The sequence below is a fragment of the Streptomyces sp. NPDC001848 genome (assembly GCF_042891915.1).
Lineage (GTDB): Bacteria > Actinomycetota > Actinomycetes > Streptomycetales > Streptomycetaceae > Streptomyces.
The window spans coordinates 80,677-101,309 of the sequence record NZ_JBIATP010000006.1; the positions used below are offsets into that span (position 1 = coordinate 80,677).

At 70.9% G+C, this 20,633-nt stretch carries 15 protein-coding genes and 2 pseudogenes; 2 read left to right on the forward strand and 15 right to left on the reverse strand.

The window, feature by feature from the left end; genetic code table 11:
- The 11 genes and pseudogenes from ACFYZJ_RS13860 to ACFYZJ_RS13910 form a co-directional block, all read right to left on the reverse strand.
- The coding region (locus ACFYZJ_RS13860; RefSeq protein WP_388566845.1) for a hypothetical protein at nt 1–1,676 on the reverse strand (1,676 nt) is incomplete at its 3' end.
- A 220-nt stretch (nt 1,677–1,896) separates the two neighbouring features.
- Nucleotides 1,897–3,396 carry an SDR family NAD(P)-dependent oxidoreductase gene (locus ACFYZJ_RS13865; RefSeq protein WP_388566848.1) on the reverse strand — a complete coding sequence of 500 codons (1,500 nt, stop codon included), beginning with the start codon at nt 3,394–3,396 and terminating at the stop codon, nt 1,897–1,899.
- A 462-nt stretch (nt 3,397–3,858) separates the two neighbouring features.
- Nucleotides 3,859–5,295 carry a GTPase ObgE gene (gene obgE, locus ACFYZJ_RS13870; RefSeq protein WP_388566850.1) on the reverse strand — a complete coding sequence of 479 codons (1,437 nt, stop codon included), beginning with the start codon at nt 5,293–5,295 and terminating at the stop codon, nt 3,859–3,861.
- 136 nt (nt 5,296–5,431) lie between these two features.
- Nucleotides 5,432–5,686, reverse strand: a complete 255-nt coding sequence (gene rpmA, locus ACFYZJ_RS13875) for a 50S ribosomal protein L27 (protein WP_004988181.1) — start codon at nt 5,684–5,686, stop codon at nt 5,432–5,434.
- A 14-nt stretch (nt 5,687–5,700) separates the two neighbouring features.
- A complete protein-coding gene (gene rplU, locus ACFYZJ_RS13880) occupies nt 5,701–6,021 on the reverse strand; it encodes a 50S ribosomal protein L21 (RefSeq protein WP_004001309.1) in 321 nt (106 codons plus the stop codon).
- 207 nt (nt 6,022–6,228) lie between these two features.
- Nucleotides 6,229–6,636 carry a hypothetical protein gene (locus tag ACFYZJ_RS13885; protein WP_388566855.1) on the reverse strand — a complete coding sequence of 136 codons (408 nt, stop codon included), beginning with the start codon at nt 6,634–6,636 and terminating at the stop codon, nt 6,229–6,231.
- An 18-nt stretch (nt 6,637–6,654) separates the two neighbouring features.
- Nucleotides 6,655–6,960: a hypothetical protein gene (locus tag ACFYZJ_RS13890; RefSeq protein WP_388566857.1), complete on the reverse strand. Its 306-nt coding sequence runs from the start codon at nt 6,958–6,960 to the stop codon at nt 6,655–6,657.
- Nucleotides 6,926–7,417, reverse strand: coding sequence for a hypothetical protein (locus ACFYZJ_RS13895; protein ID WP_388566859.1), 492 nt, complete (start codon nt 7,415–7,417; stop codon nt 6,926–6,928). The genes ACFYZJ_RS13890 and ACFYZJ_RS13895 overlap by 35 nt, the downstream gene beginning before the upstream one ends.
- Before the next feature lie 798 nt (nt 7,418–8,215).
- Nucleotides 8,216–12,367 carry a ribonuclease E/G gene (locus ACFYZJ_RS13900; RefSeq protein ID WP_388566862.1) on the reverse strand — a complete coding sequence of 1,384 codons (4,152 nt, stop codon included), beginning with the start codon at nt 12,365–12,367 and terminating at the stop codon, nt 8,216–8,218.
- Between the two features lie 264 nt (nt 12,368–12,631).
- Nucleotides 12,632–13,408, reverse strand: a complete 777-nt coding sequence (locus tag ACFYZJ_RS13905) for a TIGR03936 family radical SAM-associated protein (RefSeq protein ID WP_388566865.1) — start codon at nt 13,406–13,408, stop codon at nt 12,632–12,634.
- Nucleotides 13,409–13,649: 241 nt separating this feature from the next.
- Nucleotides 13,650–14,238, reverse strand: a pseudogene (locus ACFYZJ_RS13910) (alpha/beta hydrolase); the annotation flags it as partial.
- 240 nt (nt 14,239–14,478) lie between these two features.
- On the opposite strand from ACFYZJ_RS13910, the gene ACFYZJ_RS13915 reads away from it, so the two are divergent.
- The gene (locus ACFYZJ_RS13915) at nt 14,479–14,952 is read left to right on the forward strand and encodes a hypothetical protein (protein ID WP_388566868.1); all 474 of its coding nucleotides are present in this window, start codon (nt 14,479–14,481) and stop codon (nt 14,950–14,952) included.
- A 259-nt stretch (nt 14,953–15,211) separates the two neighbouring features.
- Here the strand turns inward: ACFYZJ_RS13915 and ACFYZJ_RS13920 are convergent, their stop codons facing one another.
- From ACFYZJ_RS13920 to ACFYZJ_RS13930, 3 genes and pseudogenes are all read right to left on the reverse strand, one after another.
- Nucleotides 15,212–16,276 carry a cytochrome P450 gene (locus ACFYZJ_RS13920; RefSeq protein WP_388567607.1) on the reverse strand — a complete coding sequence of 355 codons (1,065 nt, stop codon included), beginning with the start codon at nt 16,274–16,276 and terminating at the stop codon, nt 15,212–15,214.
- Nucleotides 16,277–16,465: 189 nt separating this feature from the next.
- A pseudogene (locus ACFYZJ_RS13925) lies at nt 16,466–17,842 on the reverse strand (NAD(P)/FAD-dependent oxidoreductase); the annotation flags it as partial.
- On the reverse strand, nt 17,839–18,066 hold the full coding sequence (locus tag ACFYZJ_RS13930; protein WP_388566870.1) for a ferredoxin: 228 nt from the start codon (nt 18,064–18,066) through the stop codon (nt 17,839–17,841). The pseudogene ACFYZJ_RS13925 and the gene ACFYZJ_RS13930, both read right to left, overlap by 4 nt.
- Nucleotides 18,067–18,619: 553 nt before the next feature.
- Between ACFYZJ_RS13930 and ACFYZJ_RS13935 the strand changes: the two genes are divergently transcribed.
- Nucleotides 18,620–19,177, forward strand: a complete 558-nt coding sequence (locus ACFYZJ_RS13935; RefSeq protein ID WP_388566873.1) for a GNAT family N-acetyltransferase — start codon at nt 18,620–18,622, stop codon at nt 19,175–19,177.
- Between the two features lie 96 nt (nt 19,178–19,273).
- On the opposite strand, the gene ACFYZJ_RS13940 is transcribed toward ACFYZJ_RS13935, so the two are convergent.
- Nucleotides 19,274–20,575, reverse strand: coding sequence for a cytochrome P450 (locus tag ACFYZJ_RS13940; RefSeq protein WP_388566875.1), 1,302 nt, complete (start codon nt 20,573–20,575; stop codon nt 19,274–19,276).
- Nucleotides 20,576–20,633: the final 58 nt, after the last annotated feature.

Sequence of the window (20,633 nt, forward strand, 5' to 3'; positions counted from 1 at the left end):
GCCGTGTTGACCAGGCCGTCGCGGGTCGCCTCGGCCTCGTCGCCCTTGCCGGGGCCGCGGCCGGTCAGCTCGGCGAGCCGGGCCTCGATACGGGCCGGCTCGGCCTTGGCCCGCGCCTGGGCGGCAGCGCCGGCCGTGTTGACCAGGCCGTCGCGGGTCGCCTCGGCCTCGTCGCCCTTGCCGGGGCCGCGGCCGGTCAGCTCGGCGAGCCGGGCCTCGATACGGGCCAGCTCGGCCTTGGCCCGCGCCTGGGCGGCGGCGTCGGCCGTGAAGCGCGGGTCGGCGGCGCGCTCGGCGGCGGCCTGCTCGACCAGCGCGGTGATCCGCCGGTGGGCCGCGGCCGCCTTGGCGCTGCGGGTGCCGGTGAAGGGGTGCGGCTTGTACAGGACGCGGACCGGCTGCTCGGCGGCGAGCAGCTTCTTCACGATGTTCTCGCCGGCCAGCAGGATCGAGGTGTTGCCCGGGTTGTCGTCCCAGCCCTCCCAGGTCGGGGCGTACAGGACCGTGGGGATCCGTCCGTCCGGCACACCGCGCCAGGGGCGGATGGGCGCGAGCTGCGGGCGGCCGACCTCGACGATGTCCTCGTCGCGGACGCCGACGTCGGCGATGGCATAACGGTCGCGGCCGGCACGTCCGGCGGTCCACACCTCGTCGTAGACCTTGCTGAACGGGTTGACGCTGGCGAGCTTGTCGCTGTCGCCGTGACCGATGAAGACGTGCTTCATGGTCGGCACGCGCAGCATGTGGATGTTCTTGCCGACGTTCGCCGCGTACAGCGCGACGCGCACGCTGGGCAGGTCCATGTTCATCAGGTGCACCCCACCGGGCACGCAGATGACGGGGACCGTGGTGGGCGCCAGGTTCTGCAGGATGACCCGCTCGCGGAGGATGATCAGCGGCCGGCTCTCCAACTGCTCCATCGTCTCCAGCCACATGTTGACCTGGTACGCCGAGTCCTTGGAGCCGGAGAAGTACAGCACCGTCACGGGGCGGTACTCGCCCAGCCAGTCGTCGACGGCCGCGAGCACCTTGTCCGCCTTCGGCGGGACCTTCTTGCCGCGCACGTAGGGGGTCAGCGCGGCCACGTAGACGAAGGCCAGCACCAGGGTGATCGCGGCGCCCACGAAGCCGTAGACGGTGTCGTCGGTGACCGCCGTGACGAGCAGGCCGGCGACCGCCACCAGGTCGAGGTGGAGCATCTTCTCCGCAGCGCGGTGCAGCAGGCCGCGCGGCGGGGCGTGCGGAATGCGAATGCGCGACCCGAGGTCGATGTTGCGGGTGGCGACCGGCATCTTGCGGCGGTTGCGGATCAGGGTGACCAGGGCGCCGTGCGGGGCCTGGAAGGCGTAGAAGGCCAGGAAGCACGCGATCGCCACATAAAACACCAGGTCCGCAAGGGGGGCACGGGCCAGGAGCAGGACCAGCAACAGCTGCCGGATCAGGAAGCGGATGGACAGACCGGCCCGGACCTTGCTGAGGCGGCTGATGAGATAGCTGCCGCGGCGGTGCAGACAGTGGTCCGCCAGGTAGGTCACTGCGGCCGCGGCAGCGAAGGCACCGACGCTCGGGAGGACGGCGGCCAGCATCAGCGCGGGGAAGCCCAGCATCATGAGGGCCGCCGCGGCCAGCTCGGCCGCACTGCCCACCCGGGCAACGCGTATTGCGGTGGATATCACGGAGGAACCTGCTCTTGGGGGGAGTGCCGGTGGTCGTACGGAAAAGCACTGCGCAAGACACTCGGGAATACATCTGCACAAGAAACCGGTAAGGACTTGAAAAGTAACCGAAGAGGTCTTGCGACGATCTGGAGTCTTACTGATTCAGGCCCCTGCGTCCGCGCATATTGAGTCGCGCAATCACAGAGGCCTGAATTCAGGAATGCCGATCGGCCGGCGATTACGCCACGTCGTCCTGTCGGTCCAGGACGGCGGCCAGGGCCGCTTCGAACCCGGACGCCCGGCCGGCGCCCGCCGTCGGGTCCTGCCGGCGTACGTCGATGACGTGGCCGGTGAGCTCGGAGACGAGGACGTCGAGCGAGGTGTGCGCGACGGCCTCGGAGGACAGCAGCGTGCCCGCGGGCTCCTGGCCGAAGGCCTTGGTGCGCATCGGGGTCGCGGTGCGCTCCGGGTTGATGCAGTTGACGCGGATGCCGTCGGCGGCCCACTCGTCGGCGAGGGCCTGGGTGAGGTTCACCATGGCGGCCTTGGTGGAGGAGTAGAGGCTGTACTCGGCGCGGCCCCGGGTGTAGCTGCTGGAGGTGTAGAGCAGCAACTGGCCCTCGGTCTCGGCGAGGTACTTGTAGGAGGAGCGGGCGATCTGCACCGGGGCCAGGTAGTTGACCTTCAGCGCCTCCTCGATGGTCGCGTTGTCGGTCTCGGCGAGCCTGCCGATGCGCAGCACACCGGCCGTGTTGACGACGTAGTCGATGCGCCCGGTCTCGGCGTACGCCTTCGACAGCGCGTCGTCGACGTCCTGCGGGTTCTCCACGTGCGTACCGGTGGTGGAGCGGCCGAGCGCGTAGACGTTCGCGCCGTAGGACCGGGCGAGTTCGGCGATGTCCTTCCCGATGCCGTAGGACCCGCCGAAGACGACGACGGTCTTCCCGGCGAGGAGTTCCCGGTATGCCTCCTCGCCGTTCTGCTCCGGCGCGGCCGTGGATGCCAGCTGGAACAGCTTGTCGGCGATGAAGACGTCGACCGGCTGAGTGACCTTCATGTTGTACTCGTCGCCCCCGACGACGTGGATCGGCACGTCCGGCAGGTACTTGAGTACGACACTGCAGTCGTCGGTGGCCTGGAAGTTGGGGTCGCCGGCGGCGACCTGGTAGGCGCGTCGGATCGTGGACAGCTTGAAGGCCTGCGGGGTCTGACCGCGACGCAGGCGGGAGCGGTCCGGGATCTCGGTGATGAACTCGCCGTCCTGGCCGTGCGTGCGGGTCACGATGATGGTGTCCGCCGACGGGATGGCGACGTCCACCGCCTGGTAACGCTCCAGGGCCGCGACGCAGTCGTCGATGACGCGCTGCGAGAGCAGGGGGCGTACGGCGTCGTGGAACAGGACGTTGCGGTCCTCGCCCTCGGCCAGTCCCTCGCCGAGCAGGGCGATGGCGCGCTCGGTGGTCTCGTTGCGCGTGGCGCCGCCCTCGATGACGTGGGTCACCTTGGTGAAGCCGGCCCTGGTGACGATCTTCTCCACGTCCGGCACATAGCCCGGCGCCATCAGCACGATGACGTCGTCGATGGAGTCCGCGTTCTCGAAGGTGGTCAGCGTGTGCTCGATCACCGCCTTGCCGGCGATCTTCAGCAGCTGCTTCGGAATCGACAGACCCACGCGCTGACCGGTGCCACCTGCGAGGATCACTGCGGTGGTACGGGGCTTGGCTATGCGCTCAGACACAGGTGACCTACCTCGGGACTTCAGGGAACCTTCGGATGGTCGCACCTCCTGTTACGTAAGTGCAAGGTGAGAGTCCGCTACTGCATATGTACGCGCAACTCGCCATTCACCTTGCACGCTCCGTGATTGTCGGCCCACACCCGGTCGAATTGTCCGGATTTGCTGTGAGTGACTCCACAGGGTTCTCATGCCTTTTCCCTTGGGGTTTCCCCGTGTTGCATTCCGATCACGAAGTGCCGGGCGCCGAAGCGCGCCGACCCACAGCGCAGCCGCTTGGACACAGAGTGACCGGCCCCATGGTTTCCAGGGCCACCGGAAGGTAAGGGACCTCCCTGAGAACGGCATGAAAAAAGCCTGGGACGAGGATGAGTCCCAGGCTCCCGGCGAGTGGCTCCGCGCCGCACGTGAAGGGCGGGGCGCCGCAGGGCGCCCTGGTGGCCCGGGGGCCGGAGCCCCCGGCTGTCAGAACGGCTCGAAGTCGTCGAACTCCCGCTGCGCCTCGTCGCGCTCGGCCTGCCGTTCCCTGCGCCGCTGCGCGGCAGGCCGTACGCCCTCGAACCGGTGGTCCTCGCCGCGCCGTCCGAGCATCTCGGCGCCCGCCGTCAGCGACGGCTCCCAGTCGAAGACCACCGCGTTGTCCTCGGGTCCGATGGCGACGCCGTCGCCGGCCTTCGCGCCCGCCTTCACCAGCTCCTGCTCGACGCCGAGACGGTTCAGCCGGTCGGCGAGGTAGCCCACGGCCTCGTCGTTGTTGAAGTCGGTCTGGCGCACCCACCGTTCGGGCTTCTCGCCGCGCACGCGGAAGAGACCGTCGGCCTCGCGCGTGACGGTGAAGCCCGCGTCGTCGACGGCCTGCGGCCGGATGACGATCCGGGTCGCCTCCTCCTTCGGCTTGGCGGCGCGCGCCGTCGCGACCAGGTCGGCGAGGGCGTACGACAGCTCCTTGAGCCCGGTGTGCGCCACCGCGGACACCTCGAAGACGCGGTAGCCGCGAGCCTGAAGGTCGGGCCGCACCATCTCGGCGAGGTCCTTGCCGTCGGGGACGTCGATCTTGTTGAGGACGACGATGCGCGGGCGGTTGTCGAGGCCGCCGTACTGCTTCAACTCCGCCTCGATGACATCGAGGTCGGAGACGGGGTCGCGGTCGGACTCCAGCGTGGCCGTGTCCAGCACGTGCACGAGGACGCTGCACCGCTCGACGTGCCGCAGGAACTCCAGGCCCAGCCCCTTGCCCTGGCTGGCGCCCGGGATGAGCCCGGGGACGTCGGCGATGGTGTAGACGGTCGAGCCCGCGGTGACCACGCCCAGGTTCGGCACGAGCGTGGTGAACGGGTAGTCGGCGATCTTCGGCTTGGCGGCGGACAACACGGAGATCAGCGAGGACTTGCCCGCGCTCGGGTAGCCGACCAGGGCCACGTCCGCGACGGTCTTCAGCTCCAGCACGATGTCGTGCACGTCACCGGGCTCGCCGAGCAGCGCGAAGCCAGGCGCCTTGCGGCGGGCGGAGGCCAGCGCCGCGTTGCCGAGGCCGCCGCGGCCCCCCTGGGCGGCGATGTACGACGTGCCGTGGCCGACCAGGTCGGCCAGCACGTTGCCCGCCTTGTCGAGGACGACGGTGCCGTTCGGGACCGGCAGGACCAGGTCCTGGCCGTCCTTGCCGGAGCGGAAACCGCCCTCGCCGGGCTTGCCGTTGGTGGCCTTGCGGTGCGGGGAGTGGTGGTAGTCGAGCAACGTGGTCACCGACTGGTCGACGGTGAGGATCACGTCGCCGCCGCGGCCGCCGTTGCCGCCGTCGGGGCCACCGAGCGGCTTGAACTTCTCCCGGTGCACGGAGGCACAGCCGTGGCCTCCGTTACCCGCGGCGACGTGGAGTTCGACGCGGTCCACGAAGGTGGTCATGGTTGGTGCCTCCAGAAACTTACGGGGTGTGTGCTGTCCGACAGCTGTCCAACAAGCGAAAGGCGGACCCGCCTTCCCGACCGGGAAGTGAGGTCCGCCTCGCGAAACGTTCGGTCGAAGCCGTGAATCAGGCGACTCAGGCGACCGGGACGATGTTCACGACCTTGCGGCCACGGCTGGTGCCGAACTCCACCGCACCGGCCTGCAGCGCGAACAGCGTGTCGTCGCCGCCGCGGCCGACGCCCGCGCCCGGGTGGAAGTGGGTGCCGCGCTGACGGACCAGGATCTCACCCGCGGAGACGACCTGACCGCCGAAGCGCTTCACGCCGAGCCGCTGGGCGTTGGAGTCGCGACCGTTCCGGGTGGACGATGCGCCCTTCTTGTGTGCCATCTGTTCTCAGTCCCTTACTTCGCAGCCGTGGGGATCTCGGTGACCTTGATCGCCGTGTACTGCTGGCGGTGGCCCTGGCGACGGCGGTAACCGGTCTTGTTCTTGTAGCGCAGAATGTCGATCTTCTGGCCCTTGTGGTGGTCCACGACCTCGGCCTGGACCTTGATGCCGGCCAGCACCCACGGGTCGCTGGTCACGGAGTCGCCGTCGACCACGAGCAGGGTCGAGAGCTCGACCGTGTCGCCAACCTTGGCAGTGGAAATCTTGTCAACCTCAACGATGTCGCCGACAGCAACCTTGTGCTGGCGACCACCGCTGCGCACGATGGCGTACACGCGGATCTCACTCTCTTCGCTCGGGAACGGCACCCCCGCAGGCCAGCCGCCCTGCGACGCACGCGAGCGACCTCTTCCGGTCACGACCCGTGTCCGGAAGGAAGAGGTTTACGGGGATGTGGCGCATCAGTGGACACGCCGACGGTCAAGGTTACGGGGCCCGGCTTGAGGGGTCAAACCGGGCCCCGCTCCCTCATCCTTCGGCCCTCACCCTTCGACGTCGGCGACCGGTGTGCGGCACCGGTCCCAGGCCGGCAACCGCTCCAGCAGCCGCAGGAAGGCCTGGAACTCCAGGACGTCACCCTGGTTGAGGTCGATCAGTCCGGACCGACCCGCGAGGACCTCCGGCAGAAGAGCCCGGGCCGCCTCCATCGACTGGCAGGCGAGGTAGACCCCGTACGGCTCTCCCACCGCCTTGGTCACCTCCGCCGGCTCCTCCGGCTCGAAGTCCTCCAGGACGCGACCCGACAGGTCGAGGCTGTGGGAGTAACCGTGCCGGTGCAGGACCTCCGCCCGCGTGGCCGGGTCCTCGACGGTGCCCAGGGACCGCAGACGTGCGCCGAACGTGTCACGCTCGGTCGCGGGCACGACGAGGACGACGGATGGCCAGGACATGATCGCCTCCTCTCCGGCTCATGGCTCGATCACCTCGAGCAACTCGTCCAGATCGGTGGTCACCAGCTTGCCGGCCTTCTCCAGGCCCCTGACCGTGTGCTTCGGGTACTTGCCCGTCGGCTGAATATAGGTGATCACCGGGTAGTCCGTCGCCGACTCGTATCGGAGGTGGTCGTGGATTCCGGTGATCGTCAGGTCGTGGGTGCGCTGCCGCTCGTCGAAGTGGCGATTGGCCGTGAGTTCGACCGTGCCTCCCGACGGTGTGCGCAGCGTCATGCCGGGCCGGAGGTCACCGGCCTTGATCCAGGCCCGCTCGGACTCCACCCAGAAGGGATGGGGCCTCCGCCGCCTTCCTCCTGGCGTCCGCCAGCTTGTCGGCGGCCTTGGCGAGGCCGGCTCTCGCCTTGCCGACCGCCTTGTTGGCCTTCCACAGGGACTTCACGCCGCCGATCAGGTCACCGACCAGGCAGGTCACCCGCTTGGCGAGCTTGACGCCCTTGGCCCACTTCCACGGCGCCCCGTACGTGGCGAGGATCTTGCCCGCCAGACCGTTGCCCGCGTCGTCGTACTCGTACGTCGACTGCTTCTCCCCGGTGGGTGTCTTCTCGACGACCTTCGTCACCTGGTGCGGGCCGTCGCCCAGGGCACCCGCGGTGCCGTACTCGTAGCTGCGGGTGATGTCCTTCGTGGCGTTGAGGCCGGTGTCGTGGGTCGTGTCCGAGACACGGTTGCCGATGACGTCGGTCTCGTACGACTTCCAGTACGGCGCCTGGCCGCCCAACGGGCCGACACCCGCGGCCGCGCCACAGGCGCTCGGTCCGGTGCCGTCCAGCGGCGCGGTGGAGCCGCGGGTGCCGGTGCCGGCCGCGGGTCATGGTGACCGTCTGCGCGGTGCCGCTGACGTAGGAGAAGGCGCCGGCGCCCTCGATGGTGCCGATGGATTCGCCGGGGCTGCCGATCAGCAGGTACGGCTGGCCGGTCGAGGTCTTTCCGGCCGCGACGGCGTAACCGACCCAGTCGTCGGCCTCGGCACCGCCGCCGAGCCGCCGGTCGGTGCCCTGGAAGAACTCCTTCACGGGCTTGCCGCCGGCGTTGATCCCGCCCGGGGAACCGTAGATCAGGTGCACGGCCCCGGAGTCGACTGCCGTGCCGATGTCCTCGTACGGCTCGCCGACCACCGGGTCGCTGCAGCCGTCGAGATCGGCGTCGTACACGGCGAGCGCGAAGCCGTACTGGTCGCCCGTCCAGGGCACCCCCGGAATGGCGTCGAGCGCCTGAGTGAGCGTCCCGGTGCCCTTGCCGCCGCCGTAGACGACATGCACGGCACCCGCCCTGGCGACACCGTCGACGGTCGCCTCCGGGTCGGCGATCGCCGTGTCCCGAATGCCGTCACCGTTGAAGTCGGACTCGGTGCCGGAGGGGCAGGCGACCGCCGCAGCAGCGGGCGTTCCCCCGGGGCCGACCCCCCAGACCAGCAATGCACCTGCCAAAACAGCCCGCAGCGCAGCACAAACGACGGCGGCCCGCCCGGAGAGTTCCGGGCGGGCCGCCGTCGTGACGGTGCCGTCGCGTCGGAGGGTCAGTCCTCCGTGGTGACCGAGACGGTCGGCTGCGCCGACTGTCCGGCCGCCGCCGTCTTCTTGGCCGCCGCCTTCTTGGCGGTCGTCTTCTTCGCGGCGGTCTTCTTCGCGGCCGTCTTCTTCGCGGCCGTCTTCTTGGCCGCGGTCTTCTTGGTGGCCGCCTTCTTCGCCGTGGCCTTCTTGGCGGTCTTGCGGGCCGCCTTCTTGGCGGGCGCCGCCGTCTCGGCCTCGGCCTCGGCCTCCGCAGGAGCCTCAGCCGCCACAGCCGCCTGGGCCGCCGGTTCCGCGGTCGGTGCCTCCGCCGCCGGGACGACCACGACCGCGGTCTCCTCCGACGACGTCGGCGCCGTGGCCTTACGGACGGCGCGGCGGCGCGGACGGGCCGGGGCCGCGCTCTCCGCGGGCGCCTCGGGTGCCTCGGGTGCCTCGGCCGGTTCGGTCACGGGCTCGGCCGGGGCCTGCGCCTCGGGCTCCTCGGCGGCGGGCTGCGGCGCGGTTTCCGCGACCGTCACCACGGACTCGGCGGGCGAACCGGTCGGCGCCGACACCTTGCGGGTCGCCCGGCGGCGCGTACGGCCCTTGGGCGCGACCTCCTCCTCGACCGGCGCGGGCGACTCGACGACCGGGTCCTCGGCCGCCACCGGCTCCGTCTCCGCCTCGGTACGGGACTTCGGCGCGCGCTCGTCCTTACGGGACCTCGGCGCCCGCTCCTCGGTCCGCGGGGCACCCGCCGGAGCCGACGCCCGCCGGCTCACCCGGCGCCGGGTACGGCCCCGGGACGCGGCGGCCTCCGCCTCGGCCACGCTGCTGTACAGCTCCTCGTCCGGCGCGACCGAGTCCATCAGCGACTCCGTCACGGCCGACTCCGACAGCGCCGGAACCGCGACCTCGGGCTCCTCGGCGACGGTGACCTCGGCGGCCTCCTCGACCTCGGCCTCGGCCGCCACCGCCTCGTGCGTCTCGGGCTCGGCCTCGGCACCTCCCCGGCCGCGCTTCCTGCGCTTGCCGCCGCCGGCCGCGGCCGGCTGGTCCATGTGGACGATCACGCCACGGCCGTTGCAGTGCACGCAGGTCTCGGAGAACGACTCCAGCAGACCCTGTCCGACCCGCTTGCGGGTCATCTGGACGAGGCCCAGCGAGGTCACCTCGGCGACCTGGTGCTTCGTACGGTCCCGGCCCAGGCACTCCAGCAGGCGCCGCAGCACCAGGTCCCGGTTGGACTCCAGCACCATGTCGATGAAGTCGATCACGATGATGCCACCGAGGTCGCGCAGCCGGAGCTGCCGGACGATCTCCTCGGCCGCCTCCAGGTTGTTCCTGGTGACGGTCTCCTCGAGGTTGCCGCCCTGACCGGTGAACTTGCCGGTGTTGACGTCGATGACGACCATCGCCTCGGTCCGGTCGATCACCAGCGAACCGCCGCTGGGCAGCCACACCTTGCGGTCGAGCGCCTTGGCGAGCTGCTCGTCGATCCGGTACGTGGCGAAGACGTCGACCTCGCTGGTCCACCTCTGCAGGCGCGGCGCGAGGTCCGGCGCGACGTGCGAGACGTATCCGTGGATCGTCTCCCACGCCTCGTCACCGCTGACGATGACCTTGGAGAAGTCCTCGTTGAAGATGTCACGCACGACCCGGACGGTCATGTCCGGCTCGCCGTACAGCAGCGTCGGCGCGTTGCCGTTCTTCGACTTCTTCTGGATGTCCTCCCACTGCTGCTGCAGCCGCTCGACGTCCCGGCGCAGTTCGTCCTCGCTCGCGCCCTCGGCGGCGGTGCGCACGATGACGCCCGCGTCCTCGGGGACGATCTTCTTGAGGATGGTCTTCAGCCGGGCCCTCTCGGTGTCGGGCAGCTTGCGGCTGATGCCGGTCATCGAGCCCTCGGGCACGTACACGAGGTAACGGCCCGGCAGGGAGACCTGGCTGGTCAGGCGGGCGCCCTTGTGGCCGATCGGGTCCTTCGTCACCTGGACGAGGACCGACTGCCCGGACTTGAGGGCGGACTCGATGCGGCGCGGGCCGTTGGCCATGCCCAGCGCCTCGAAGTTGACCTCACCGGCGTAGAGCACCGCGTTGCGGCCCTTGCCGATGTCGATGAAGGCGGCCTCCATCGACGGCAGCACGTTCTGGACCTTGCCCAGGTAGACGTTGCCGACGTACGAGGTCGACTGCTCCTTGTTGACGTAGTGCTCGACGAGCACGCCGTCCTCGAGGACGCCGATCTGCGTGCGCTCGCCGTTCTGCCGGACGACCATCACCCGCTCGACGGCCTCGCGGCGGGCCAGGAACTCGGCCTCGGTGATGATCGGCACGCGGCGGCGGCCCTGCTCGCGGCCCTCCCGGCGACGCTGCTTCTTGGCCTCCAGACGGGTCGAGCCCTTGATGGACTGCACCTCGTCGGACGGCTCGGTGGCCTTGCGCGGCTCGCGCACCTTGACGACCGTGCGCTCCGGGTCGTCGCCGGTGGGCTCGGCGTCCACGAGCGCCTCACCGGCCCGGCGGCGGCGCCGACGGCGGCGCCGGCTGGTGCTGCTGGACGGCGCCGCCTCGTCGGCGTACTCCTGGGCCGCCTCCTCGGCGTCCTCCTCCACCTGCTCGGCGGTGTCCTCGGCGTCCTGCGCGGCCTGCTCGGCGGCGAGTTCCTCGGTCTCCTCGCCTTCCGCGGTCTCGCCCTCGCCGTCGACGGACTCGCCCCGGCGACGGCGGCGGCCACCACGGCGGCGGCGCCGGCGCGAACCGGTCTCCTCCGCCTCCTCGCCCTCGGCGGACTCCTCGGGCTCCTCGGCCTCCTCCACCTCCTCGGTGGCGCTCTCGGCCGTCACGGCGACGGTCTCCTCGTCACCGCCCCGCCGGCGGCGACGGCGGCGCGGACCGGCGGCCTCGTCCTCGGCGGTCTCCTCCTGCTCCGCAGCCTCGGCGGCAGCGGCAGCGGCGGCCCGCTCCGGGGTCTGGAACATCGGCTCGGTGAACACCGGCGCCTGGAAGACGGGGACAGCGGGCCGCCGAGGCCGCTGCACGGCCTCGGGGGTCTCCTCGGCGGCGGGGGCGGCGGGCTGCGCCGTCGGTGCGGGCTGCGCGGGCTCGGAGAAACCGCCGGCGGCCCTGCGGACGACGCGACGGCGACGACGCGGGGCGGCCTCCTCGGCGACCGGCTCGGCTTCGGCGGGGGCGGGGGCCGAGGCGGGGGCGTGGGCGCCTTCCTCGACGGCCTCGGCCTTCTCGCTCACGCCGGCCGTCTCGGCCGCCTCGGCCTGCGGGGTCTCCTCGGACGCCGCGGACACCCGGCGGGTGGTGCGGCGACGGGTACGGCGAGGGGCGGCCTCCTCGGCGGCGGGGGCCTGGGGCTCCTCGGCGGCGGGGGCCTGGGCCTCTTCGGCGGCGGGGACCTGCTCGGCCGCCTCCGTCTCGGATTCGGCGGTCTCGGCGATCGCGGCGGCCTCCTCGGCCTCGGTGGGAGCGGGCGGTCCGGAGGGCGCCGAGACGCGGCGCGTGGCACGGCGACGCGAGCGGGCCGGAGCAGGCGCCTCCGCTGCGACCGGCTCCGCGGGCGTCGGCGCCGCCTCGGTGGCCTCGGTGGCGGCCTCGCCGCCGTCCGCGCCGGCCGGCACGACGACCTCCACGGGCTCGGCCGACGCGGGCGACCCGGCGGGCGCCGACGCACGACGCGTGGCACGACGACGCGGCCGAGCCGGAGCGGACACCGCCGCGGCGACCGGCTCGGCCTCGGCCTCCGGGGCCTCGGTGGCGGCCTCGCCGCCGTCCCCACCAGCGGGGACGACGACCTCCACGGGCTCCGCGGACGCGGGCGACCCGGCGGGCGCCGACACACGGCGCGTGGCACGACGACGCGGCCGAGCCGGAGCGGGCGCCTCCGCGGAGGCTGGCTCCGGTTCCGCGGCAGCGGACACGGCGGCCTCGGCCACCGCCCCGGTCTCCTCGATCTCTTCGGCCCCAGCGGTCTGCGGCCGCGCCTCCGCCGGTATGGCCGACTCGGCCCCGTTCGCGGGGTCGGTCACCGTGACCTCGCCGGTCACGGCGTCCGGGCTCGGCGGGCCCGCCGGGCGCGAGGCGACGCGGCGTTGGCGGCGCGGCGGCAGGGTGTCGCTGGGAGTGTTGTTCTCGGAACCCTTGGTGGGTTCGGTCGGTTCGAGCATGCGGGCGTTTCTCCCGTCAGGCTCCCGGGCGCCGCGCCTGGTCCGGCATCGATCACCGGTGACGTCCGCGGCTCGCGCTGTGCGCGGTGCCGCCGTCCGGGGCGCGGGCGCCGCACGGGAGCTCTCTGTGTCCTGTCTCGCCGGTTCCGTACTCCTTGTCGTGCACGGCCTGGCGAAAGTCTTCTGGTCGGTGCGCTGCCCGACCCAGGTGGCTCCCGAGTACGAGGGCGGCGCTACGACGTCCGTCCCTACGCGGGACCTCCCTTACGCCGACGCCGTCGCGGCGGCAGTGGCGGCGGCCGGATGCGGCTCGGTCGCTGCTGCCTCGCGGTCGGGCGCGAGCGGGTCGGTCACCGTGCCGGTCTCTTCATCGAACAGCCCCTGCGCCAGCCTGGTCACCGCTGCGGGGACCGGCGGCGCCAGGTCGGCCACGGCGCGGAGACCGGACAGGACGTCGTCGGGTCGTACGGCAGGCGTCACGTGCCGAACAACCAGCCGCAGTATCGCACAGGGCTGGCCGCTCGGCCTATCAGCCCGCGAACTGTGGTTTTCCACGCTCTCCAGGCTCGCGACGGCCGGGCGGGCGTCGAAGGTGCGCATGCCGTTCTTGGTCAGGCGCTGGACCTCGACACTCCCGGCCGCGTTGAAGGCCGCCACCGCGCGGTCCGCCTCGGCCGGATCCACACCGTCCAGCCGCAGCTCCCACACGGAGGCCGTCAGCCGGTCGGCGAGCCCCGGCGTGCGGGCCTCGACCGCCTCCAGGACGTCGAGCCCCGCGGGCAACGACTCGTCGAGGAGGACGCGCAGTCGCTCCGGGTCGCGCGCCTCGGTGAGCGCGATCTCCAGGTACTCCGCCTCACTGCCCGTGCCGGTGGGTGCGGCATTGGCGTACGACACCTTCGGATGCGGCGTGAACCCCGCCGAGTACGCCATCGGCACCTCGGCACGGCGCAGCGCACGCTCGAAGGCGCGCTGGAAGTCACGGTGGCTGGTGAACCGGAGGCGGCCGCGCTTGGTGTAGCGCAGTCGGATGCGCTGCACCGCAGGTGCGGGCGGCGGGCCTTCGGGCTGTCGCTTGCCCAGTGTCGTTCAGTCCTTCGTGAGAGCGGTGGTACTCCTACCTAGATTACGTTCCGGGCGGCCCAAACGTTCCCGCCGGGCACCCGCATCTCCGGGTGCCCGGCGGTGCCGGCTCGCGAAACCCCTCCGCGGGAGACCTCGAAGATCACACGTACGAGCCACGGCGTGACGGCTCCTTCGGGCCGCGGACGTCCCGGTCGGGGCGCGCCTCGTCGACCGTGCTGATGTGCCGGATCAGCTCACCTCCGTTGCGTGCGCAGGCCTCCGCCATACGCCGCGCGGTGGCCATGTTCCCGGTGACCGACCCGTCGGCCGCAGGCCAGGGCCGCAGCTTCGACAGGGCGAGGTCGCCGTGTTCGAGACCGCAGCTGACGGCGGTGGAGGGCGCGAGCCCGCGCGGCGCGAAACCGATCAGGTCGTAGGAGTCCCGCACCTCCTGCGGCAGCTTCTGCCCCTTGCCCGACGGGTCGTCGAGGCTGGACCCTCCGGGGCCGCCGGGGATCAGCAGCAGCGCGCCGCGGCGGGCGGCTTCTCGCCGGGGATGCGGGAGACCATGACGTCGATCTTCCGGCCGCCCGGGTCGGCGTAGTCCATCGGCACCTCGACGGACGCACACCGCTGTCGGGGATCGAGCCCGCTGCCCTCGCACCTGGTCCAGTTCAGGGAGGGGCCACGGCGGACGCGGACGCGGATGCGGATGCGGTCGGGGAGACGGTCAGCGGGGCGGCGAGACAGTGGACGGCGGCGGACAGGGCGGTCCGGACCGCTCTTGTGCTGCGGGTCTGCTTCATGCCGATGAGCCTCGTGGATCACGACCGCCCTTCCCATCCGGCCAACGTGCCTGTCCCTGCGGGGGTTTGCCCCCGCAGGCGCCCTCCGGGCGCCCTGCCACCGCACGGAGGACATGTCGCTCGACGGACGGCCCGTGACGCCGGTTTCACCCGATTGCAGCGGATGAGCGTTCTCGCTTTCCTCCGGGGTGTACGCACATAGCGTTCACGCAGCGGTGCTGTGGTCCCGCGGAAGCGCTGATGCCCGACGTGGGCGAAAGCGGCATGTCGCTGTCCGCCCGCTTCCCCAGCACCCTGGGCACCGCCACCACATCCGTGCCCCACCGAACGGGCGACGCCGGCGGAACCGACCTGTACCTCGAGCGGGACAAGGTCCACCCGGTCTTCGCCACCTGCCTGCCGGCGAGCGAGGCGAATCTGCCGGCGGTGGCCCAGCGGCCCGCGGCCAGCACCGCGTTCTCGGAGAAGGCCCAGGTCGCGGTGTGGAAGGACATCCCCTCCTGGGCCCTGGTCGGCCGTCAGGGCATGACCACCAGTCCGGATCGGGAACGCTTCGAGGCCAAGCGCGCCGGTTCCCGCACCGTGGAGATCGGCTCCTGTCACGTGTCCCTGATCGCGCGCTCCGACGCCGTCACCGACCTGATCCTCCAGGCCACCACCACCGGGGCTACGCGCCCGACGCTCGCGCGACGCGCCGGCCCTGCCGGGCGGTGAGCCGGCGGATTCACCCGAAGGGGACATGGCCCGGCGGGTCCGGTTCGGCTACCCGGTCGTGCGACTGCCTCGCGCACCGGTTCGGGAACGCAGGCAACCATCCGGACAGGCGGCCGGGCCGGCCATTGGATATGACCGGATATGACGGATCAGACGGTGGACGGGATGGGAGCTGAGGAGGGTAGCGAGTCACTGTCGAATGCGGAGCCGGCCGGTCGGGCCGCCGCGGCGCGGCCTTGCAGCTGCCCTCGGCGCCGTGTCAACCGTCACCCTGCTCGATGTGCAGATGGATCGGACCCCGAAGAACGGGGCTGCGCCGGTACGGCGGCGGGTCGGCGACCAGCCTGGGGCGGTCGAGCCGGCGTACCAGCTCGGTCAGCGCGATCTGGGTCTCCCGCCGGGCCAGCGGGCCGCCGAAGCACAGGTGGATGCCGCTGCCGAACCCCAGGTGCTGGTTGTCACGCCGATCCGGGTCGAAGCGGTCGGGATCGTGGAAGCGCTTCGGATCGCGGCTGCCCGAGGCCAGCATGAGCATGATCCGTGAACCCTTGGGGATGACGGTGTCGGCAACGGTGATGTCGCTGTACGCCGCCCGCCAGGGAATGATGTGCACGGGGGGCTCGTAGCGCAGCAGTTCCTCGACCAGCGGCACGACGAGGCCCGGTTCGTGGCGCAGTCGCTGCAGCACCTGCGGGTGGCGCAGCAGCGTCAGCATCCCGTTGGTGATGAGGTTGACGACGGTCTCATGACCGGCGATGAGGAGCAGTCTGGCGGTGGCGACGATTTCGGCGTCGGTCATCCGGCCGTCGGGCCCGTCGTCGTTTGCCAGCCGTGACAGCAGGTCGTCTCCTGGCCGGCCGTGGCGCTGATCCACCAGCTCGCCGAGGCGCTGGCGCAAGTCCTTGCGGGCCTGTACGCCCTTGTCCAGTTTCTCCTTCGGGTCGGTCTCGGGGTTGTAGTCGATCGAGTTCATGATGTCGTTCACCCAGAGGTGGAACAGCGGCTCGTCCTCGCGGGGCACGCCGAGCAAGTGGCAGGTCACGGTCACGGGGAACGGGAAGGCGAAATCGTCGACGACGTCGATCTGCTCCTTGCCCGCCAAATCGTCGATCAGGCTGCCGACGGTGGCGGCCAGGAAGCCTTCAAGTCCGGTCACCAGTCCAGGGGTGTGCGGAGGGCCGAAGTGACGCATCACCATACGCCGCAGGCGATCGTGCTCGGGCGAGTCCATGTGGATGAACGACGACGTGGCCCCTTCCTCGGCTGGGGGCATCGGACGCGACAGATTGCGCAGGTCGGAACTCAGATGCGGGTCATTCAGCATGTCCGTGATCTCGCGATAGGTGCTGATGACGTAGCTGTCGTCCTCCTGCCGGGCCACCGGCGTCCTGCGCAACTCGGCATACAGCGGGTAGGGGTCGGCCCGGGTGGAGTAGTCGAAGATCCGTTGCAGCGTGCCGGGCGTCCCGGTCGTGGTCGTGGTCGTCTGACCTTCCTCCTGTCGATGCCGGTGCACGGCCGTGGCCCGACGCTCACCCGGGTCATGGCCTGTGACGACCACCGTGGCGCCCTGCGCGAGCAGGGCGGGGCCGGGGAAGTCGACGGGCACCGGTTTCGTGTCGGCCGGCTGGTCCGGCGTGGGGCAGGGGGGCGGGAAAGGTGCGGCCGTCTCGATCAACCGTCGGTAGTGGTCCAGCCACTTGCCGTTGTTGAAGCTCACGGCAGCCGTGACGCGGCCCCGATAGCCGTATGCGGTGACGAAACGGTGGTCGTCCAGCGATCCCTGGGTGACGACCACCTCGTCGGCGAAGGTCGGCACGCCGACGGACTTGATGTTGACGCCGAACTGGATCGACCAGAACAGCGGGATGGACAGGTGGTGCCGGCGGTCCGCCTGGGCGCTGACCATGTTGTGTGCCGCGACCTCGGCCTGTTCCACGGCGTTGGCCCAATGCTCCTGTGCGATGAGCCGGGACTCGTAGATGGGGTTCGGGCAACGTGCCACGTCTCCCGCGGCGAAGACGTCTTCGGTGACGCGGCCGTTGATGTCGAGGGCGCGGCAGCCCGTGTCGCAGGTGATTCCCCACACGCCCGCCGCCAGTCCCGACTCCCGTAGCCACTCGGTGTTGCGGATGCTCCCGAGTGCCACCACCGCCACATCGGCATCGACCGTACTGCCGTCGTCGAAGTGAGCACGGCGAAACCGTCCCTGCGCGTCGCCCTCCAGCCGGGCGACCTTGACACCGCACCGCAGGTCGACACCATGAGCGCGCTGCATGCCCGCCGCAACCTCACCGATCATGGCGCCGAGCGCCCCGACCAGCGGGGCCGCCCCGAGTTCGGCCACGGTCACCGGGATGTCCCGCTCGCGGCAGACGGAGGCGATCTCGGAGCCGGTGAATCCCGCACCGATCACCAGAACGCGGGAAGGCCCGGCGGCGAGGGCCCGCTGCAGGCTCTCGGCATGCTCGCGAGTACGTACGACGAACACTCCGTCCAGGGCCGCCTCGGACTCGACGAACCACGGCCGGGCCCGTACCCCGGTAGAGATCAGCACCCGGTCGAAGGGAACTTCGCGTCCGTCGGCGAGACGCACGTGTTTCGTCGCGAGGTCCAGCCCGCTGGCGGGCACGCCCAGCAGCCACTCCGCATCGATGCCACGACGGCGGGGCAAAGCGGTGCCCCTGGCCGGCACCCACCCGGTCAGTACTTGTTTGGACAGGGGAGGCCGGTCGTAGGGCTCGCCCAACTCGTCACCGATCATGGTCAACGATCCGGTGAAACCCTCGTCCCGTAGAGCCTCCGCGGCCCGCAGCCCCGCCAGGGAAGCCCCGACGACCACGACGCGGCCATCGCGTTTGAACGCACGCAGGTTGTCGGCACTGGTCATGACGGCGACGCCTCCGCCGGTGCGTGCCGTGCCTCCAGCCGGTCGACCAGGATCGCCTGGACCGGGCAGGCCGCCGCGGCGCGTAGCACCTGGTCGCGCCAGACGTCATCGGGGTTGGCGTCGTACATGAGCGCTTCCTCACCGTGCATCCGGAACGCCTCCGGAGCCAGGAACGCGCACTGCGCGTACCCCTTGCATCGGGAAAGATCAACGACAACTTTCACCCCGACCTCCACAGGGAGTGGGAGTTGCAGACCCTCAAGCCGGCGCCACTGCGGCGCGCAACGACGGAGGATCCGGCCGCTGCCCGTCACTGCGAAGCGCGAGGAGGGGGCCGCGCTCGTCGGGCCCCCATGGAAGGAATTGATCACCGCGGCTCAGGTGATCGGCACCTGACCGGGCACGTATCCCTGGTGTGGCTGCGTCTTGGTTACGCAAGCGGCGCTCTTTCGGATTGCCGTTTCGACGGAAACCATGTGGCATGGCACGCCGGAAAACCGTCACAAAACCACCGTAACAGCAGCACCCATACCGGCGAGTCCGATGGCCCGGGAGACGAACGCCTGACAGCCGACATTGACATCAACGAGGCTGGACAGCAGCGTACCTCGGTGGAGAACCGGCGTACGCGGCACGGCAGCGAGACGCCGAGTCTGTAGAGGTCGGATCGAACTCCTGGAGCGGTGACCGGCGGCAGCCCAAACGGAGCACGGCGGGCAACGCCTGCCTCGGCGTGCCTGTCGGCCTCGCGCGCACAGCAGCGTGATCAAATGGGGCATGGCATCGTCCTGGACCGGTAATCGGGTACGCCTGCGCGCTGTCGAGCCCGACGACTGGGCGGCGTTCGCGCGTTTCGCCGACGATGACGGGCCGCGAGGGGGCCGGCTGGATCTGCCGAGGTCTGCCGAGAGCTACCGTGCCTGGGCGAAGGAGCAGGCCGTTGCCGAGTGCGATGACGACCGCTTCCGGTTGGCGGTCGAAGCGACGGCCACGGGAGAGCTGGTCGGCACGGTCGGCTCACATCGCACCGGTCCTCGCTCAGGCTGGTTCGAATTCGATATCACCATCAGCGCCGGCCACCGTCGCAAGGGCTACGCGACGGAAGCCGTGGCGCTGCTGCTGCGCTTCATGTTCGCCGAGCGGCGCTATCACAAGTGCCTGGCAGCGGTTTTGGCCCACAACGAGGCATCACTGGCACTTTTTCGTGGGCTCGGCTTCACCGAGGAGGGGCGCTTGCGGGAACACGTCTTCTTCGCCGGCCGGCACCACGACCTCGTCATGATGGGCATTCTCGCCAACGAGTTCGACCGGCGACACACGATGAGCGAACCATGAGCCGGTGATCCGAGCGCGTGTGGAACGGCAGGCGGGCTTTATCGACGTTCGTTGTTCGCGGGTGGAGGCGGCCTGCCACCGAAAGCAGGGCTGCCGTCAGCCGCGCAAGGTGGCACGCAGGTGCAGGCCGGCGGTTGCGAGACCTTCGAAGGTGGTGACCCGGTAGCCGGGTTCCGGGCCGGGCGGCTCGCTCAAGTGGTAGCGGCGGGCTGTCTGCGCGGTCATGAGCGTCAGCATCGCCATGGCCAGGGCGGCTCCCTCGCAGCCGTGCGGCCCGGTACCGAAGCCGAGGAAGACCCCGGGTTTCCCCGACGAGCCCGAATCGTCGAGCCAGCGTTCGGGCCGGAACCGGTCCGGTTCGGGGTGTTCCCGTGCGTCGCGGTGGGCGGTGTAGGGACAGACGAGAACGGTGGATCCGGCGTCGATGGTGTAGTCGGCGAGCTGAGTCTGCTGCGGGGCGCGCCGGGTGAGCAGCCAGCTCGGGGGGTGCAGTCGGAGCACTTCGCGTACCAGCGCCTGGGTGTACTGCAGGTTGTCGAGGTGAGTGCTGGTCGTCGAGGCCGGGTCGGCGGGCAGCAGAGCTGCCTCGGCCGCGACGCGGTCCGCGGCCTGGGCGTATCGGGCCAGGTGGAGCAGGATCCATCCGGCTGCCCGGGAGGGTGTCTCGAAGGTGGCGACGGTGATTCCGGGGAGGGTGTCGAGGATGACTTCTTCCGACAGCGGGCCGTGGCGGGAGGAGGGCCGGAGCATCTGTCCCAGCACGTCGTCACCGAGCCGGCCCGATGAACGGCGTCGGCGGACGATGGACCGCAAAGCGTTGGTGAAGGCGACCTGTCGCCGGGTGCGGAACCGCCGTGCCGGCGTGGGGACCCAGCGCGGCCACACCCAGTGCGAGGGGCGTACGAGCACCTCCCGGGCCACGAAGAGCTGCCAGGCGAAGGGCAGCAGCGTGGGCGCGTCTTCGGAGAAGAGGTAGCGCACGCCGATCTCCGCCAGGACGGGCCGGACCAGGGGCAGAATCTCGACGTCCCGGCCCGTGGGCCACTGGTCGGCAAGTCGAGCGGTCCCGGACGCGATCTCACCGATCCGGGCTGCAACCGCCTGCGGGCGCAGTCCGCGCATGCGGGCGGCGCGAGCGTGCACCCGTTCCTCGGGCGTGGGCGCTCCGCCGGTCCGCTTCAACGGCGGAAAGAGGGGCGAGGACGGCTTGGGGAAGTCCTGCGCGCGGCGCAGGACCGCTTCACACACCCCGGCCGTAGCGGCTACGTAGACACCGGACTCCAGCTGCCACACGTCCCCGCACTCGTCAGCGCCACGGCGCGCCAGTGCCAGCCGGTCGCGGCTCCAGGCCGCGAAACTGCCTCCGGGCAACCGCGGCGGCTCATGCACTCGGCCCATGGGATCGCCCCTGACTTCTCGTACCAGTCAGGCCGATATCGTCGGCAGTGCGGCCAGG

What these genes read in the sequence shown, in the direction of transcription:
- ACFYZJ_RS13915 (WP_388566868.1), top strand. Translation starts at nt 14,479, where the DNA reads ATGCCCGACGTGGGCGAAAGCGGCATGTCGCTGTCCGCCCGCTTCCCC.
- ACFYZJ_RS13920 (WP_388567607.1), bottom strand. Translation starts at nt 16,276, where the DNA reads ATGCTGAATGACCCGCATCTGAGTTCCGACCTGCGCAATCTGTCGCGT.
- ACFYZJ_RS13940 (WP_388566875.1), bottom strand. Translation starts at nt 20,575, where the DNA reads ATGGGCCGAGTGCATGAGCCGCCGCGGTTGCCCGGAGGCAGTTTCGCG.
- ACFYZJ_RS13885 (WP_388566855.1), bottom strand. Translation starts at nt 6,636, where the DNA reads ATGTCCTGGCCATCCGTCGTCCTCGTCGTGCCCGCGACCGAGCGTGAC.
- obgE (WP_388566850.1), bottom strand. Translation starts at nt 5,295, where the DNA reads ATGACCACCTTCGTGGACCGCGTCGAACTCCACGTCGCCGCGGGTAAC.
- ACFYZJ_RS13900 (WP_388566862.1), bottom strand. Translation starts at nt 12,367, where the DNA reads ATGCTCGAACCGACCGAACCCACCAAGGGTTCCGAGAACAACACTCCC.
- rpmA (WP_004988181.1), bottom strand. Translation starts at nt 5,686, where the DNA reads ATGGCACACAAGAAGGGCGCATCGTCCACCCGGAACGGTCGCGACTCC.
- ACFYZJ_RS13935 (WP_388566873.1), top strand. Translation starts at nt 18,620, where the DNA reads ATGGCATCGTCCTGGACCGGTAATCGGGTACGCCTGCGCGCTGTCGAG.